Raw genomic sequence first — 15383 nt, forward strand, 5'->3', positions numbered from 1 at the left:
CGGAGGCGGCCGGTGCGCCGCTGCCCGGCCCGGACGTCGGCGGGCTCGCCGCGCTGGTGCTGGCCTCGCGCGCTCCCGGGCTCGGCGGTCGACCGGCGTGCCTCGCGAACCAGCGCCGGGCGCACGACGCCCTGGTGGCCCTCGGACCGGGACGCCTGCGGCTGCTCGCCCTGCTGCGGCCGTCGCTCGTGACGTCGGCCCCGTCGGCGCCGGTGGGGGCGCGGGTGTCGGCCAGCCGGGTGCTGGTGGCCGCCGACCTCGACCGGTTGCTGCGGGCGCAGGGCGCGCTGCCGCCCGGGGCGGCACGCGCGGCGGTGGTGCGCCAGGTCACCCAGCGCCGGGAGTGGCTGGACGGATCGGTCGTGCTGCGCGGACCGGACGGCCGCGAGCGACGGCACCGCCACCAGCTGTTGTCGTTCGACCCGCGGGGCGACGGCCAGGTGGTCGAGCTCGTGGGCGACGCGGCGAGTGCCCGGCACCTCGGCGTCCTGGTGCCCGGCACCGGGTCGGACCTGCGGCGCTACCCCGGCACCCTGGCGCGCGCGTCGGCGTTCGCGGCCGCCGACCCGTCGGTCGCGATGGTCGTGTGGCAGGGCTCGGACTTCCCCGACCAGCCGTTCGACGACGGCGTGCTGCCGTTGCGCGAGCACGTGGTCGCGGCGGCCTACCGCGACGCGGCGGACGCGGCTGGTCCCCGGCTCGCGGCCGACGTCGAGGGGATGCGGCTGTCGGTGCCGGCGGCCGCCGACCTGACCGTGCTCGGCCACAGCTACGGCGCCGCGGTGGTGGGCTCGGCGGAGGCGCACGGCATGGTCGCCGACCGCGTGGTGCACGTGGCCGGGGCAGGGACCTACCTGCCGCCGGCCGCCGGGACCGCCACCGGCGCTGACGGTGCGCTCAGCCCGCACGTCGTGCGGCACCTGTCGATGACGGCGTACGACGACCCGATCCGGCTCGCCCAGGGGCACGACCTGGACGACGCGTCCGCTCGCTGGCGGGCAATGACGCCGCCGCCCGTGGCCGCCGCCGCGCCGGTCGCCGGGGCGGTGCTGCCGCACCTCGCGGGCGACCCGCACCAGGTCGGGCTCGGACCCGACCCCGACCTCTTCCCCGGCGTGGTGCGGCTCGACGTCGGGGTGCACGACGACGGCCGTCCGGTCAGCGGTCACAGCGCCATGTGGACGCCGGGCAGCACGGCGTGGCGCAACCTGCTGGCGGTGGTGCAGGGGCGGCCGGTCGAGGTGCTCGAGCCGTCGCGCTGGTCGAGCCACCTCGAGCCCGCGCACGTGCGTCTGGACCCGGACGGCGTGCACCTGGTGCCGCCGCGGTACGTCGTCGACCGCAGCCCGTGGGACGACCCCGGCTACCGGCCGCCCGTGTCGTCCCCGTAGGTCGGCGTGCATGGCTGCCGTGATGGCTACCGCGAGGTGGTGGCCATCGCAGCCAGTTCTCGGTATCGATCCCGGTAGCGATCCCGTTCGGCACGGGGCGGTCGAGGCGCTGGCCCAGCCCCTGTGACGGCTAGCCGGGATCAGAGGTCGTCGAAGACGTCGGTCAGGCGGGGTGTGCCGGGCTCGCGCGGCGGCCAGGCCAGCACGTAGTGCTCGCGCGACACGCGGCGCGACCAGACGCGGGTGTCGTCGGGGTCGTCGGTGATGACGTGCAGCTGGCTGCGGTGCTCGCGCAGCCCGGCGACGATCCGCTCCGCCACCGCGCTGCAGTCGACGGTGATGCCGAGCTCGTCGTCCGGCACGCCCCTCAGGTGGTAGACCGCCTCCGGGTCCCACGGCGCCAGTCCCTGCCGCGACCGTACCCCGTTCCAGCGCTCGAACACCGACTGCGGCATGGCGCCGTGCACCAGCCGCCGGAAGCCGGCCAGCCCGGCCTCCCGGCACCGGTGGAACGCCGCGTCGGCCGCCGCGCCGATCGTGATGTGGTCGGGGTGGCCGGTGATGCCGTCCGGGCCGAAGGTGCCGACGACGTCCGGCTGCTCCTCGACCATGAGCGCCGCCAGCCGGTCGACCAGCGCGTCGAACGGCTCGTCGACGACGTGCCCGTCGTCCAGGTCGAGCCAGACGTGGCGGTCGGGCACCCGACCCTGTGCGCGCCAGGCGTTCTCGCACTCGACGCGTCGGACCGACCCGAGCGTCTCGCGCGTGGCCGGGAAGCCGGGGGCGATGTCCCCGGCGCCGCCGTCGGTGGCGTGCACAAGCACGAACCGGAAGCCCGGGTCGTCGCCGTGCAGCGCGATCGTGCCCGACATGCCGTAGGCGTCGTCGTCCGGGTGGGCGACGACGACCATCAGCCTGCGGTTGGTGCCCATCGAGCGAGAATGGCACCCAGGCCGTTGCGGCACAACGGGTGTCGCGGTGCGCCGTGCCGCGCAGGCGCACGCGGCACGGCGACGGTCAGCGCTTCTTGCCGCTGCTCGGGATGTTCTCGACGTGCTGGGCGTTCTTGGCGTCGCTCTTGGCGTGCTTGTCGGCCCGCTTCTCCTTGAGGGACTTGCCCGCCTTCTTGCTGAGGTGCTGTCGTGGGGACTTGTCGGCCATGGCCTGCTCCCTGGTCGGAAGCCTTGATGGCTCCGTGTCCCGACAGTACGCCCCGCCCGCCGTGCGCGCTGACGTCAGGACGGCTCCCAGACCGCCTCGTCGTGCGCGAACACCACGCGGCGCGGGTCGAGCGCCAGGACGTCGTCCAGCCACGACGGGTACGCGGGCAACGGGCCGTCGGCGCCCGACCCGTGCAGCTCGCGCGCGAGCACCGCAGCCGTGAGGTCGCTCGCGTGGTCGAGCGCCTGCCCGGCCAGCACCACCGTGCCGTCGGACGTGCGCACCGCCAGCGACTGGTGCCCGGCCGTGTGTCCCGGAGTCGCCAGCACCCGCAGCCCGGGCAGCAGCTCGGCGCCGCCGTCCAGCAGCTCGTACCGGACGCCGTCGTGGTCGACGAGCTCGGGCAGCGTGTAGTCGGTCTGGTGCGCCAGCTCGAGCTCGCGCCGCTGCGCGACGACCGGGGTGCCGGCGAGCAGCGGGTTGCCGCCGCAGTGGTCGAAGTGCAGGTGGCAGTTCACGACCAGCCGGACGTCGTCCAGCGCGGTACCGGTCGCGCCCAGCGCCTCGCGCAGGTCGCGACGGCGCGGCCGGTAGTGCTCGTCGACGTCGGGGTGCGAGCCCATGCCGGTGTCGAGCAGCACCAGCCCGTCCGGGTGGTGCACCAGGTAGGCCAGCACGACCTCGGCCCGGTCGAGGCCGTCGACCGTCTCGCTCCCCGGCCGCAGGAACGTCGCCAGCCGCAGCCGGTCGATCCTCACGGCCGCGCCCGGCCGTGCGGCGTCCCACCCGGTCCGCCGGGCCAGCGCACCGGCGTCGTCCGGCCGGACTCGTGGTCGCGACGCAGCACCGCGTACCCGACGGCGTCGTGCACCGCACCGCCGTCGGCGTCCGGCCAGCCGTCCCGGTAGTGCGCCTCCTGCACGTAGCCGCACCGCTCGAAGACCGTCCGCATCGCGCCGTTGTCGGCCCGCGTCGTGCCCTCGACCCGCAGGGCCGCCGGCCGCTCGCCGAACGCGTGCGCCGTCAGGGCCCGCAGCGCCTGCGTGCCCACGCCGCGCCCGCGCCACGGCTCGCGCACCCGCAGGTCGAAGACGGGCGTCGGGTCCTCCAGGTCGAACAGCCGCACCAGCCCGGCCCGGTCGTCCGCGACCTCGTCGTCCGCCGCGATGACCCACAGGGTCTGCGTCGCCGGGCCGAGGTAGTACCCGCCCGCAGCGCGCTCGCGCACCAACGCGCCGTCGACCACGGGCGCGGCGTGGAACGGCCACGTGTCACCGGTGAGGAAGTCCACCAGCGCGTCGGTGTCGTCGGGCTGCCAGGGCTCGAGCCGCACGTCCATGCGCCCGAGTCTGGCACCGCCGTCCACCCCGCCACGGGCCCGCGCGGACCCGTTCTCGCGCTCTGGCACACTCGCGCGCATGGCACCGACGACGCTGCCCGTGACCCTGGACGACGTGCGGGCCGCCCGCGAGGTGCTCGAGGGCGTGGTGCGCCCCACCCCGATGGAGTTCAGCCGCGCGCTGTCCGACCGCGTCGGCGGCCCGGTGTTCCTCAAGTGCGAGAACCTGCAGCGCGCCGGCAGCTTCAAGATCCGCGGCGCCTACACGCGCATGGCCCGGCTCTCGGACGACGAGAAGGCCCGCGGCGTCGTCGCGGCCAGCGCGGGCAACCACGCCCAGGGCGTGGCGCTCGCGGCCCAGCTGCTCGGCCTGCGCTCGACCGTCTTCATGCCCACCGGCGCGCCGATCCCCAAGCTGCTCGCCACCCGCGGGTACGGCGCGCACGTCGAGCTCACCGGCCTGACGGTCGACGACGCGCTGGTCGAGGCCAAGCGCTTCGCCCAGGAGACCGGTGCGGTGCTGATCCACCCGTTCGACCACGTCGACATCGTCAGCGGCCAGGGCACCGTCGGCCTGGAGATCCTCGAGGAGTGCCCCGAGGTGCGCACCGTCGTGGTGTGCACCGGCGGCGGCGGGCTGCTCGCCGGCATCGCCACGGCGGTCAAGGCCCATCGGCCCGACGTCCGGGTCGTCGGCGTCCAGGCCGAGGAGGCGGCGGCCTACCCGGGCTCGTTGGCCGCCGGTCAGCCGGTGCCGCTCGCCCGCATGACGACCATGGCCGACGGCATCGCGGTGGGCTGCCCCGGCGAGGTGCCGTTCGCCCTCGTCGACGCGCTGGTCGACGACATCACCACCGTGAGCGAGGAGGCGCTGTCGAAGGCGCTGCTGTTCCTCGTCGAGCGGGCCAAGCTCGTGGTCGAGCCGGCCGGGGCCGCCGGTGTCGCGGCGATGCTCGCCGACCCGGGCGTGTTCGAGCCGCCGGTGGCCGTGGTGCTGTCGGGCGGCAACATCGACCCGCTGCTGCTGCTGCGCGTGCTGCGGCACGGCATGGCCGCGGCCGGCCGGTACCTGCAGTTCCGGTTGCGCGTGCCCGACAGCCCGGGCTCGCTCGCCGCGCTGCTCGCCGTCCTGGCCGAGGCCGACGCCAACGTGCTCGAGATCGAGCACGTCCGCACCGGTGCTCAGCTGCACGTCGACGAGGTCGAGATCGCCCTGCAGCTCGAGACCAAGGGCGCCGACCACTGCGACGCCGTGCTGGCGCGCCTGCGCGAGGCCGGTTACCCGCTGATCTTCGGCTAGCGGGTCAGCGGGCGAGCTGCCCGACCGCGGCGGTGAACACCCGCGGCAGCGAGGCCGCCGCCGGCACGACGTGCGGCGCGAGCCAGGACTGCCGTCGGGCCGCCAGCAGGCCCGCGGTGATCCAGCGCGAGCGCCGGGTGACCCGGCGCCACTCCCGCTCGTACCCGGCGGGCTCGTCGCGCAGCAGGCAGGCGACGAGCCGCTGCGCCGCCTGCAGCCCCACGGCCAGTCCTTCGCCGGTGAGCGCGTCGACGTACCCGGCGGCGTCGCCCACCAGCAGGACGCGGCCGGCGACCCGGGCGCGGACCCGCTGCCGCAGCGGGCCGGCGCCGCGCACGTCGCTCGCAGGAGGGGCACCGGCCAGCCGGTGCCGCAGTGCCGGGAACTGGGCCAGCTGCTCGTCGAACGACGCGCGGTGCCCGGTCAGGACGGCCACCCCCACGAGGTCGTCGCCCACCGGGGTCACGTAGGCCTCGGCGTCCGCGGCCCAGTGCACCTCGACGCGGTCGGTCCACGGCTGGACGGCGACGTGCTGCCGCAGCCCCCAGCGCGGCGCCGAGCGGTCCGGCTGCTCCAGGCCGAGCTCGCGCCGCAGCGGCGAGTGCAGCCCGTCGGCCGCGACCAGGTAGCGCGCGATGCGGTCGCCCGCGCGCACGGACGACGTCCCCTGCGTCACCTGCTCGACGCGACCCGTGACGAGCCGCACCCCGGCCGCGAGCGCCGCCTCGTGCAGCGCCTCGTGCAGCACCGTGCGCCGCACCCCCCGGCCGGGCGTCCCGCGGAACGGCGCGTCCGCCGTCCGGCCGGTGCCGTCGAGGTAGCGGATCCCGGTGATGTCGTGGCCGTCGACCGCCCCGACCAGGTCGCGGACGACGGTCGCCGCACCGGGCATGAGCCCCTCGCCGCAGGCCTTGTCGACCGGCGCGGACCGCGGTTCGACCACCTCGACGTCCAGCCCGGCGCGGGCGGCCAGCACGGCCGTGGCCAGGCCGACCGGTCCGCCGCCGGCGACCAGGACGTCGATCACGCGCTGCCCGGGGCGGCCGACGCCTCGGCCAGGGCGGCGTCCTCGGCGCGCACCCGCACCGTCAGCAGCACCGCGTTGCACACGGTGAAGACCAGCGCGGTGACCCAGGCCGTGTGCACGAGCGGGAGCGCGAACCCCTCGACCACGACCGCGACGTAGTTCGGGTGCGGCAGCCGGGCGTACGGCCCGGTGCGCACGGGCGCGAGGCCCGGGACGACGATGATCCGGGTGTTCCAGCGCGGCCCCAGGGTGCGGATGCACCACCACCGCAGGGCCTGCGACCCGACGACGAGCGCCAGCGCCGGCCAGCCCAGCGCGGCGTGGAACGGGCGGTCGGCGACCAGCACCTCGACCAGCGCCCCGACGAGCAGACCGGTGTGCAGCACCACCATCACCGGGTAGTGCCCCGCGCCGCGCTCGACCCCGCCGTGCTGCGCGCTCCAGGCCGCGTTGCGCCGCGCCACCCGCAGCTCGGCGAGCCGCTCGACGCCCACGAGCAGCACGAGCACCAGGAACAGCGCCTGCGACGTCGTCACGGGGTCACCACCGCAGCAGCACGGTCTCGGAGCAGAACCCCGGGCCCATGGCCATCAGGACGCCGGGCGAGCCGGGCTCGAAGCTGCGCTTGGTCATCGTGTCGTGCAGGACGTGCAGCACCGAGGACGACGACAGGTTGCCCACCTCGGCCAGCGAGGCCCAGGTGAGCTCCAGCGCCTCCGGGCCGAGGCCGAGCACCTCCTGGATCGCCTCGATCACCTTGGGGCCACCGGGGTGCGAGACCCAGCCCGCGACGTCCTCGACGGCGAGGTCGTGCGCGGCCAGCAGCGTGCGCACGTCGTCGCCCAGGTGCTGGCGCACCAGCTGCGGGACGTCGGCGCTGAGCACGACCTTGAGGCCTCCGCCGCCGACGTCCCAGCCCATGGTGCGCTCGGTGCCGGGGTAGAGGTGGCTGCGGGAGTCGACGACCTCGGGGCCGGACCAGGTCGTGCTGGACGGCGGCTCGCGGTCGGCCCCGACCAGCACCACGGCGGCCGCGCCGTCGCCGAACAGGCCGCTGGCCACCAGGTTGGCGGTCGAGACGTCGTCGCGCTGCAGCGTCAGCGAGCAGAGCTCGACCGACAGCAGCACCGCCACGTGGTCGGGGTGGCCGAGCAGGTAGTCGTGCACGCGGGCGATCCCCACGGCGCCGGCGACGCAGCCGAGGCCGAACACCGGCACCCGGCGCACGTCCTCGCGCAGCCCGATCTCGGCGGCGACCCGGGCCTCGAGCGACGGCGCCGCCAAGCCGGTCACGGTCGTCGAGACGACCAGGTCGACGTCCTCGGGGCGCAGGCCGGCCGCCTCGAGCGCTCCGGTGACCGCTCGCACCGCCAGCCGGCTGCCGACCTCGACGAAGACGTCGTTGGCCGCCCCGAACCCGCCCAGGTCGCGGTAGCGCTCGAGCGGCAGCGCGAGGTTGCGGCTGCGCACCTGGGCGCTCGCGTGCAGCCGGCGCACCACCTCGTGGCCCTGCCGGTCGCCCAGGCAGGCCTGGGCGAACACCTCGGTGATGTCGTCCTGCCGGTAGCGGTGGTCGGCCAGCACCGGCTGCACCGCGGCGATTCGACTCATCCCCGGAGCGTAGGAGCCCGGCCACCGCGCAGCACCCGCTGGGTCGCCCTGCCCCGATCGGCGATGAGTTCGCGGCCGGCTCCCGGTCTACCCCGGCATGACGCCGAAAGCCTTTGACGATGATCACCACTCGCGATATATCTTGATCGCGGCGACGGGGGGCGGACCCCGCGCCGGGGGCGCTCGGCCCCGCTCGCTGTCGGTAGTCCCTGGGAGGGTCGCGCCATGACGGACGCAGTGGTCGCAGAAGGACTGGTCAAGCGGTACGGCGAGGTGACCGCCCTCGACGGGCTCAGCCTCGCGGTGCCCACCGGCAGCGTGCTGGGGGTGCTCGGCCCCAACGGGGCGGGCAAGACCACCACGGTGCGGGTGCTCACGACGTTGCTCCAGCCGGACGCCGGCCGCGCCGAGGTGGCGGGCGTCGACGTCCTCGCCGACCCGCGCGAGGTGCGGCGGCGGATCGGGCTGTCGGGCCAGTACGCCGCGGTCGACGAGTACCTCTCGGGGTACGAGAACCTCGACATGATCGGGCGGCTGTACCACCTGGGGCGCAAGCGCTCGGCCGCTCGCGCCCGCGAGCTGCTCGAGCTGTTCCGGCTCGACGACGCCGCCGACCGCGCGGCCAAGACCTACTCCGGCGGCATGCGGCGCCGGCTCGACCTGGCCGGCGCGCTCGTGGCCGACCCAGCCGTGCTGTTCCTCGACGAGCCGACCACCGGGCTCGACCCGCGCGGCCGCAGCGACATGTGGGACGTGATCAAGGACCTCGTGTCCGGCGGCACGTCGCTGCTGCTGACCACGCAGTACATGGAGGAGGCCGAGCACCTGGCGCACAACATCGTCGTGGTCGACCGCGGCACGATCATCGCCGAGGGCACCGCCGACCAGCTCAAGAGCCAGGTCGGCGGCGAGCGGCTCGAGATCGTGGTGGCCGACGCCGCGCAGCTCGGCCGGGCGCGCGAGCTGCTCAGCTCGATCGCCTCCGGCGACCCCAGCACCGACGAGCACACCCGCCGGGTCAGCGTCCCGGTCTCCACCGGCACCGCCAGCCTGGTCGAGGCCCTGCGCCTGCTGGACGGCGACCAGGTGGCGGTCAGCGACGTGGCCCTGCGTCGTCCGACCCTGGACGACGTGTTCCTGAGCCTCACCGGCCACGCGGCCGAGGCCGACGACGACCCGACGACCTCCGACGAGACGGTGGCAGCCCGATGACGACGACGACCGCGAGCCCGACGACCCACGAGCCGACCGCGCCGACCTCGGGGGCGCTGTCCGCCCTCAGCGACGGCATGGTCGTCGCCAAGCGCAACCTGATCAAGATCAAGCGGGTGCCCGACCTGCTGGTCTTCACGACGCTGCAGCCGATCATGTTCGTGCTGCTGTTCGCGTACGTCTTCGGCGGCGCGATCGACGTGAAGGGCAGCAACTACAAGGAGTTCCTCATCGCGGGGATCTTCACCCAGACCGTCACCTTCGGCGCCACCCTGACCGGCGCCGGCCTGGCCGACGACATGAAGAAGGGCATCATCGACCGCTTCCGGTCGCTGCCGATGTCGCGGTCGGCCGTGCTCATCGGCCGCACCGTGAGCGACGTCGCCAACAACCTGCTCGTGGTGGTCGTGATGTCGCTGACCGGCCTGGTGGTCGGCTGGCGGATCCGCAACTCGTTCCTGGACGCCGTCATCGGGTTCGCGCTGCTGCTGCTGTGGGCCTACGCGTTCAGCTGGATCATGGCGTACGTCGGGCTGCTGGCCCCGAGCCCCGAGGTGGTCAACAACGCCTCGTTCGTCGTCATCTTCCCGGTCACGTTCATCGCCAACACCTTCGTGCCGCTCGAGACGCTGCCGGGGGTGCTCAAGACCTTCGCGGCGTGGAACCCGCTGTCGGCCGTCACCCAGGCCTGCCGCGACTGGTTCGGCAACATCCCCGCCAGCGTGCAGACGCCCGACTACTGGTCGCTGCAGCACGCGACGCTCTACTCGCTGCTGTGGATCGCGGGCATCCTGATCGTGTTCGTCCCCCTGGCGACCCGGCAGTACAGCCGCGCCGCCAGCCGCTGAGACCTAGGGCGTGCCGGACTCGTCCGGCACGCCCGGGTCCTCGGCGCCCTCGCGCTCGTCCCGGTCGGCCCACTCCAGCAGCGGCTCGATCGAGAACACCGCGTCGTCGATGCCCGCGTGCAGGTCGCCGAGCTCGGCGAAGCGCGTGGGCACCGTCGCGATGGTGCAGTCGCGCGGCTCGACGTCGTCCACCTCGTCCCACCGGATCGGCGTCGACACGGTCGCCTCGGGCACCCCGCGCACCGAGTAGGCGCTCGCGATGGTGTGGTCGCGCGCGTTCTGGTTGTAGTCGACGAAGAGCTTGGCCGGGTCGCGGTCCTTGCGCCACCAGGTGGTGGTGACGTCGTCCGGGGCGCGGCGCTCGACCTCGCGCGCGAAGGCCAGCGCCGCCCGGCGCACGTCGGCGAACCCCCACCGGGGCTCGATCCGCACGTAGACGTGCAGCCCGTGGCCGCCGGAGGTCTTGGGCCAGCCGACTGCGCCCAGCTCGTCCAGCACCTCGTGCGCGACGTGCGCCACCCGGCGCACGGTGGCGAAGTCGCAGTCCGGCATCGGGTCGAGGTCGATGCGCCACTCGTCGGGCTTCTCGGTGTCGGCGCGCCGGCTGTTCCACGGGTGGAACTCGACGGCCGACATCTGCACCGACCAGATCACGCTACCCAGCTCGGTGACGCACAGCTCGTCGGCGGTGCGGTTGTAGCGGGGGAAGCGCACGCGCACGGTCTCGACCCAGGGCGGGGCGCCGTGCGGCAGCCGCTTCTGGTGCACCTTCTCGCCGGCCAGCCCGTCGGGGAACCGGTGGGTCATGCAGGGCCGCTCGCGCAGCGCGCGCACGATGCCGTCGCCGACCGACAGGTAGTACTGCGCGAGGTCGAGCTTGGTCGCGCCGGTGGCCGGGAAGTACACGCGGTCGGGGCTGCTCAGCCGCACCGTGCGGCCCTCGACCTCGAGCTCCACCGGGGGCGTCTTCGCCGTCGCCATGCGCCGACCCTACGGCGCAGCACCCTCAGGCGCAGGACCCTGCGACGCAGGACGCCTCCCCGCGGTGGTGCGGGGAGGCGTCCGGGACGTCGGGGGGCTCAGCCGGTGTACGGCTTGGCGGCGAGGACCTTGACCGGCACCTCGTTGCCGTTGGGCGCGGTGTAGGACGCGCTGTCGCCGACCTTCTTGCCGTTGATCGCGGCACCCAGCGGCGACTTCTCGCTGTAGACGTCGAGCGAGTCGTCGGAGACCTCGCGGCTGCCGAGCAGGAAGACCATCTCGTCGCCGGCGAGCTCCACGGTGACGACCATGCCCGGCTCGACGACGCCGTCGTCAGCGGGCGCGGCCCCGACGTGGGCGTTCTCGAGCAGCTGCGTGAGCTGGCGGATGCGGGCCTCCTGCTTGCCCTGCTCCTCCTTGGCGGCGTGGTAGCCGCCGTTCTCGCGCAGGTCGCCCTCCTCGCGGGCCGCCTCGATCTTCTTGGCGATCTCGGTGCGACCCTCACCGGCGAGGTGGTCCAGCTCGGACTTGAGCCGGTCGTACGCCTCCTGGGTCAGCCAGGTGACGTCGGCGGTGGTGTCGGTCACGGGTGTCTCCTTGCAGTGGAACGTCGTCTCGTGGTCGTCGCCGCGCCGCAGGAGCGCCTGCACGCGGAACGACATCAGGCCCCGGTCTCGGGGCCTGATGTCACGAGGGGAAGCGAACAGGATACCAAGAGCGGCGTCCGCACGCCCCCGCTCAGGGAGCCAGGTGGCACTCGCGGACGACGCCCGTGACGGCCTGCGCCGACGTCCGGACGACGTCGGTGCGGCGGGTCACGCGCTGGGACGCCGGGCCGACGCGCACCTCGGCGATGCCCACCGCGGTCTTGTTGCGGTCGAGCGCGCGCAGGCTGCAGACCGCGGTGCGCCCGGGGTCCTTGCCGACGTCGTAGGTGACCGCCACGCCGGTGTCGCCCTGGATCTCGAACCCGACGTCCGACCAGCGCACGTCGGCCTGCGCCTGGCCCAGCCCGGCCCACACGACCCAGGCGAGGGCGACCGCGACCGCGACACCCCCGACCAGCAGCAGCGCGCGCCGGCGCGACGCTGACGGCGGCTGGCCGTAGCGACCGGGCGGCGGCGCGGTCGGGGGCTGGGTCACGGAGGTCCTCGGGCTGGCGGGGTGGTCGGCGCACCGGCTGCGGCCCGACCCTGAGAGGATCATCGCGCACCAGGACGACGACCAGACCAGGAGCCCACGTGAGCGAGCCGTTGCGGCTGATGGCCGTGCACGCCCACCCGGACGACGAGTCCAGCAAGGGCGCGGCGACCAGCGCCTACTACGTCAGCAAGGGCGTCGAGGTGCTGGTCGTGACGTGCACCGGCGGCGAGCGCGGCGACGTGCTGAACCCGCGGCTGCAGGACGACCCCGAGGTGACGCGCGACATGGCGGAGTACCGCCGGCGCGAGATGGCCGCGGCCGTCGCGGCGCTGGGGGTGCAGCACACCTGGCTGGGCTTCGTGGACTCCGGCCTGCCCGAGGGCGACCCGCTGCCGCCGCTGCCCGAGGGGTGCTTCGCGCTCGAGCCGCTCGAGACGGCCAGCGAGCCGCTGGTCCGCCTGGTGCGCAGCTTCCGCCCGCACGTGATGACGACGTACGACGAGAACGGCGGCTACCCGCACCCCGACCACATCCGCTGCCACGAGGTGTCGGTCGAGGCCTACCACGCGGCCGGCGACCCCGAGCGCTACCCGCACGCCGGCGAGCCCTGGCAGCCCAGCAAGCTCTACTACAACCAGACCCTGAGCCGGCAGCGCGTGCTGACCTTCCACGAGGCGCTGCAGGCCGAGGGCCACGAGTCGCCCTACACCGAGTGGATCAAGAGCTGGGACGAGCGGGCCGAGCGCCCGATCACCACCCGGGTGCCGTGCAGCGACTTCTTCGAGCAGCGCGACGCCGCCCTGCTCGCGCACGCCACCCAGGTCGACCCGGACGGCACGTGGTTCGCCGTGCCGCTCGACATGCAGCGCCGGCTCTGGCCGACCGAGGACTTCGAGCTCGCCCACTCGCACGTCGAGGTGCACGTGCCCGAGGACGACCTGTTCGCCGGGATCGAGGTCTGATGCTCACCACGACCACCACCACCACCACGACCACCACGGCCCCGTCTCCCGCACCGGTCGAGCCCGACCCCAGCTCGGTCACGCCGGGCGTGCTCGGCTTCCTCGTGGTGTTCCTGCTGGCCATCGCCACCTGGCTGCTGCTGCGCAACATGACCGGCCGGCTGCGCCGGATGAAGTTCCGCGAGGAGCAGCGGCTGGCCGCCGAGCAGTCCCCCGCGCCGCCTCAGGCGCCGGACGACGACGGCACCGACGGCACCGCCCGCGGCTGACCGAACACCCAGGCCCGCATCAGCGCGAAGCGCAGGACCGTCGCGACCGCGTTGGCCGCCACCAGCACGCCCAGCTCGACGACCCGCCCGGGGTCCGGCACCAGCACGTGCAGGCCCGCCAGCGAGCCGCTGGTGACGGCCAGGCCCAGCGCGAACACCAGCAGGCCCTGCGCCTGGTGCCGCACCGCCCCGTCGCGCCCGCTCACCCCGAAGGTGAAGCGCCGGTTGGCCGCGGTGTTGCCGACGGCGGTCACGAGCAGCGCCAGCAGGTTCGCCCCCTGTGCGCCGGCGACGGGACGGAGCGCCAGGTAGAGCAGCGCGTAGGCGAGCGTGCTGAGCAGCCCGACCGCCGCGAACCGCACGGCGTGCGTCGCCAGGCCTGTCCGCCCCTCGGGCTCGAGCGGCCCGCGCCCCAGCTGCTGGCGCACGTACGCCAGCGGCAGGCGACCGGTGGCCAGCGACCGGGCCAGCCGGGCCACGCCGCGCAGGTCCTCGACCGCCGTCCGGACGACGTCGACCCGGCTGTCCGGGTCGTCGACCCAGTCGACCGGCACCTCGTGGATGCGCAGGCCCGACCGCTCGGCCAGCACCAGCAGCTCGGTGTCGAAGAACCAGCCGGTGTCCTCGACGAGCGGCAGCAGCTGGGCGGCGACGTCGCGACGGATCGCCTTGAAGCCGCACTGCGCGTCGCTGAACGTCGCCTGCAAGGTGCCTCGGAGGATCAGGTTGTACGAGCGCGAGATCAGCTCGCGCCGCGGGCCGCGCAGCACCCGGGACGAACGGCTGAGTCGGCTGCCGATCGCCAGGTCGGAGTGACCGGACACGAGCGGTGCCACCAGGGGCAGCAGCGCCGCGAGGTCGGTCGACAGGTCGACGTCGGTGTAGGCCAGGACGTCCGCGTCGGACGCCGACCACACCGCGGCGAGGGCTCGGCCGCGGCCCTTCTCGTCGAGGTGCACCACCTCCACGCCGGGCAGCTCGGCGGCCAGGGATCGCGCGACCTCCAGCGTGCGGTCGGTGCTCGCGTTGTCGGCGATCGTGATCCGGAACCGGTACGGCAGCTCGTGCGAGAGGTGCTCGTGCAGCCGACGGACAGACGCCTCGAGCACGTGCTCCTCGTCGAAGACCGGGACCACCACCTCGACGAGCGCGGTGCGTCCGCGCCCGCCGGCCGCCGGGTCGACCGGCGGGCGGGGCTCGACCACGGCGGTCATCTCACGCCGCCTGCGGCGCGCGGGCGGGCACCGGCTCGAAGCGCCCCACCCGGACGACGGACCCGTCGGCCGCGGTGAGCCGGGCATCGGCCCCGCGCTGCTCGAGCCAGTCGGCGGCGTGCGCGCCCAGCACCGCGGCGTCGACCGCCAGCTCGCCGGCCCGGCGGCAGGTCGGGGCGCTGACCTCGACGAGCGACCACGTCGACGGCGCCGGCCTTCCGGTGCGCGGGTCGACGACGTGCCGCGGGTCCGTGGCGACCTGGCCGTGGCCGAGCCGGGCGGTGCGGCCGCCGAGGCGCACGACGACGTCCGCGCCGGTCAGCTGGGCCGCGACGAGCGCGACGTCGTCCAGGCCGACCGCGAGCGCCGACGCGCGCAGGTCGAGCGTGGTGCCGCCGGGGACGCTGACGCGCGAGCCGTCGAGGCGCACGCGCTGCCAGCCGATGACGGGGCGCGCGTCGCCGGACGACCCGCACACCGGCAGCCAGCCCTTGGCCTGCTGGCCGGGGCGGCCCGCGGCACGGCGCGGCGTCGCGACGGTCGGGTCGACGAGGCCGTCGGTGCGCGCGGCCGACTTCAGGGCCGCGCCGATCACCCGTGCGAGCAGCGGGCTGACCGCGACGGGTTCGCCTGCGGCGCAGGGCAACCGGTGCACCTCGGCCTGCGGCAGTGCGCGGTGGGCGGCGCGGGCGAGGGCGTCGAGGTGGCGTCGCGCGATCTGCGTCGCGGGGGCGAGGGCGGCCGGGTCGTCGACGACGACGTCGCCGAGGACGCCCCAGCTCTCGAGCCGGCTCTGCTGGGGACGACGGGTGGCGAGCATGGTGACCTCCAGGTCGGGGGTGGACGACGACAGGCACCACCGTGGGGCGCTCACCTGGGGCCGCGACCTGCTGCGGCTGGACGTCGGCTGGGAAGGCGCCGACCG

The 15383-nt window shown here is 74.8% G+C and carries 18 protein-coding genes; 6 read left to right on the forward strand and 12 right to left on the reverse strand.

The genetic code is table 11. The annotated features are described in order from the left end of the window. A partial coding sequence (locus tag ACYVJ4_RS09870; RefSeq protein ID WP_460459954.1) for an alpha/beta hydrolase occupies positions 1–1391 on the forward strand: 1391 nt, incomplete at its 5' end. A gap of 140 nt (positions 1392–1531) precedes the next feature. On the opposite strand, the gene ACYVJ4_RS09875 is transcribed toward ACYVJ4_RS09870, so the two are convergent. The 4 genes from ACYVJ4_RS09875 to ACYVJ4_RS09890 all read right to left on the reverse strand — a co-directional run bounded on the left by ACYVJ4_RS09875 (position 1532) and on the right by ACYVJ4_RS09890 (position 3891). Next, a complete protein-coding gene (locus tag ACYVJ4_RS09875) occupies positions 1532–2323 on the reverse strand; it encodes a PIG-L deacetylase family protein (RefSeq protein ID WP_460459955.1) in 792 nt (263 codons plus the stop codon). Between the two features lie 85 nt (positions 2324–2408). After that, complete coding sequence (locus ACYVJ4_RS09880) at positions 2409–2552, reverse strand: hypothetical protein (RefSeq protein ID WP_460459956.1); 144 nt, start codon at positions 2550–2552, stop codon at positions 2409–2411. A 74-nt stretch (positions 2553–2626) separates the two neighbouring features. Further along, positions 2627–3310, reverse strand: coding sequence for an N-acyl homoserine lactonase family protein (locus ACYVJ4_RS09885; protein WP_460459957.1), 684 nt, complete (start codon positions 3308–3310; stop codon positions 2627–2629). Continuing rightward, complete coding sequence (locus ACYVJ4_RS09890) at positions 3307–3891, reverse strand: GNAT family N-acetyltransferase (protein WP_460459958.1); 585 nt, start codon at positions 3889–3891, stop codon at positions 3307–3309. Before ACYVJ4_RS09890 ends, ACYVJ4_RS09885 begins: the two co-directional genes overlap by 4 nt. Positions 3892–3970: 79 nt before the next feature. Between ACYVJ4_RS09890 and ilvA the strand changes: the two genes are divergently transcribed. Then, the gene (gene ilvA / locus ACYVJ4_RS09895) at positions 3971–5191 is read left to right on the forward strand and encodes a threonine ammonia-lyase (protein ID WP_460459959.1); all 1221 of its coding nucleotides are present in this window, start codon (positions 3971–3973) and stop codon (positions 5189–5191) included. A 4-nt stretch (positions 5192–5195) separates the two neighbouring features. Here the strand turns inward: ilvA and ACYVJ4_RS09900 are convergent, their stop codons facing one another. Genes ACYVJ4_RS09900 through ACYVJ4_RS09910 form a run of 3 tightly spaced genes read right to left on the reverse strand, consistent with a single transcriptional unit; the run spans position 5196 to position 7829 of the window. Then, positions 5196–6218 (reverse strand): NAD(P)/FAD-dependent oxidoreductase, encoded by a 1023-nt coding sequence (locus ACYVJ4_RS09900; RefSeq protein WP_460459960.1) that lies wholly within the window; start codon positions 6216–6218, stop codon positions 5196–5198. Further along, positions 6215–6754, reverse strand: coding sequence for an isoprenylcysteine carboxyl methyltransferase family protein (locus tag ACYVJ4_RS09905; RefSeq protein ID WP_460459961.1), 540 nt, complete (start codon positions 6752–6754; stop codon positions 6215–6217). The genes ACYVJ4_RS09900 and ACYVJ4_RS09905 overlap by 4 nt, the downstream gene beginning before the upstream one ends. Positions 6755–6758: 4 nt before the next feature. Further along, positions 6759–7829: a type III polyketide synthase gene (locus tag ACYVJ4_RS09910; RefSeq protein WP_460459962.1), complete on the reverse strand. Its 1071-nt coding sequence runs from the start codon at positions 7827–7829 to the stop codon at positions 6759–6761. A 225-nt stretch (positions 7830–8054) separates the two neighbouring features. On the opposite strand from ACYVJ4_RS09910, the gene ACYVJ4_RS09915 reads away from it, so the two are divergent. After that, positions 8055–9041: an ATP-binding cassette domain-containing protein gene (locus tag ACYVJ4_RS09915; RefSeq protein WP_460459963.1), complete on the forward strand. Its 987-nt coding sequence runs from the start codon at positions 8055–8057 to the stop codon at positions 9039–9041. Beyond that, positions 9038–9889, forward strand: coding sequence for an ABC transporter permease (locus tag ACYVJ4_RS09920; protein ID WP_460459964.1), 852 nt, complete (start codon positions 9038–9040; stop codon positions 9887–9889). The genes ACYVJ4_RS09915 and ACYVJ4_RS09920 overlap by 4 nt, the downstream gene beginning before the upstream one ends. 3 nt (positions 9890–9892) lie before the next feature. Here ACYVJ4_RS09920 and ligD read toward each other — a convergent pair whose 3' ends face one another. The 3 genes from ligD to ACYVJ4_RS09935 all read right to left on the reverse strand — a co-directional run bounded on the left by ligD (position 9893) and on the right by ACYVJ4_RS09935 (position 12013). Continuing rightward, a complete protein-coding gene (gene ligD / locus ACYVJ4_RS09925; RefSeq protein ID WP_460459965.1) occupies positions 9893–10870 on the reverse strand; it encodes a non-homologous end-joining DNA ligase in 978 nt (325 codons plus the stop codon). Between the two features lie 98 nt (positions 10871–10968). Further along, on the reverse strand, positions 10969–11457 hold the full coding sequence (gene greA / locus ACYVJ4_RS09930) for a transcription elongation factor GreA (protein ID WP_460459966.1): 489 nt from the start codon (positions 11455–11457) through the stop codon (positions 10969–10971). A gap of 151 nt (positions 11458–11608) precedes the next feature. After that, entirely contained in the window at positions 11609–12013 is a 405-nt protein-coding gene (locus ACYVJ4_RS09935) for a DUF4307 domain-containing protein (RefSeq protein ID WP_460459967.1), read from the reverse strand. A gap of 98 nt (positions 12014–12111) precedes the next feature. On the opposite strand from ACYVJ4_RS09935, the gene mca reads away from it, so the two are divergent. Then, entirely contained in the window at positions 12112–12975 is an 864-nt protein-coding gene (mca, locus tag ACYVJ4_RS09940; protein WP_460459968.1) for a mycothiol conjugate amidase Mca, read from the forward strand. Further along, on the forward strand, positions 12975–13244 hold the full coding sequence (locus ACYVJ4_RS09945; RefSeq protein ID WP_460459969.1) for a hypothetical protein: 270 nt from the start codon (positions 12975–12977) through the stop codon (positions 13242–13244). Before mca ends, ACYVJ4_RS09945 begins: the two co-directional genes overlap by 1 nt. Here ACYVJ4_RS09945 and ACYVJ4_RS09950 read toward each other — a convergent pair. Beyond that, positions 13199–14458: a bifunctional glycosyltransferase family 2/GtrA family protein gene (locus ACYVJ4_RS09950; protein WP_460459970.1), complete on the reverse strand. Its 1260-nt coding sequence runs from the start codon at positions 14456–14458 to the stop codon at positions 13199–13201. The two genes, ACYVJ4_RS09945 and ACYVJ4_RS09950, sit on opposite strands and share 46 nt — an antisense overlap. A 1-nt stretch (position 14459) precedes the next feature. Then, positions 14460–15332, reverse strand: a complete 873-nt coding sequence (locus tag ACYVJ4_RS09955) for an FAD:protein FMN transferase (RefSeq protein ID WP_460459971.1) — start codon at positions 15330–15332, stop codon at positions 14460–14462. Positions 15333–15383 lie beyond the last annotated feature (51 nt).

This window comes from Angustibacter peucedani (genome assembly GCF_054779595.1).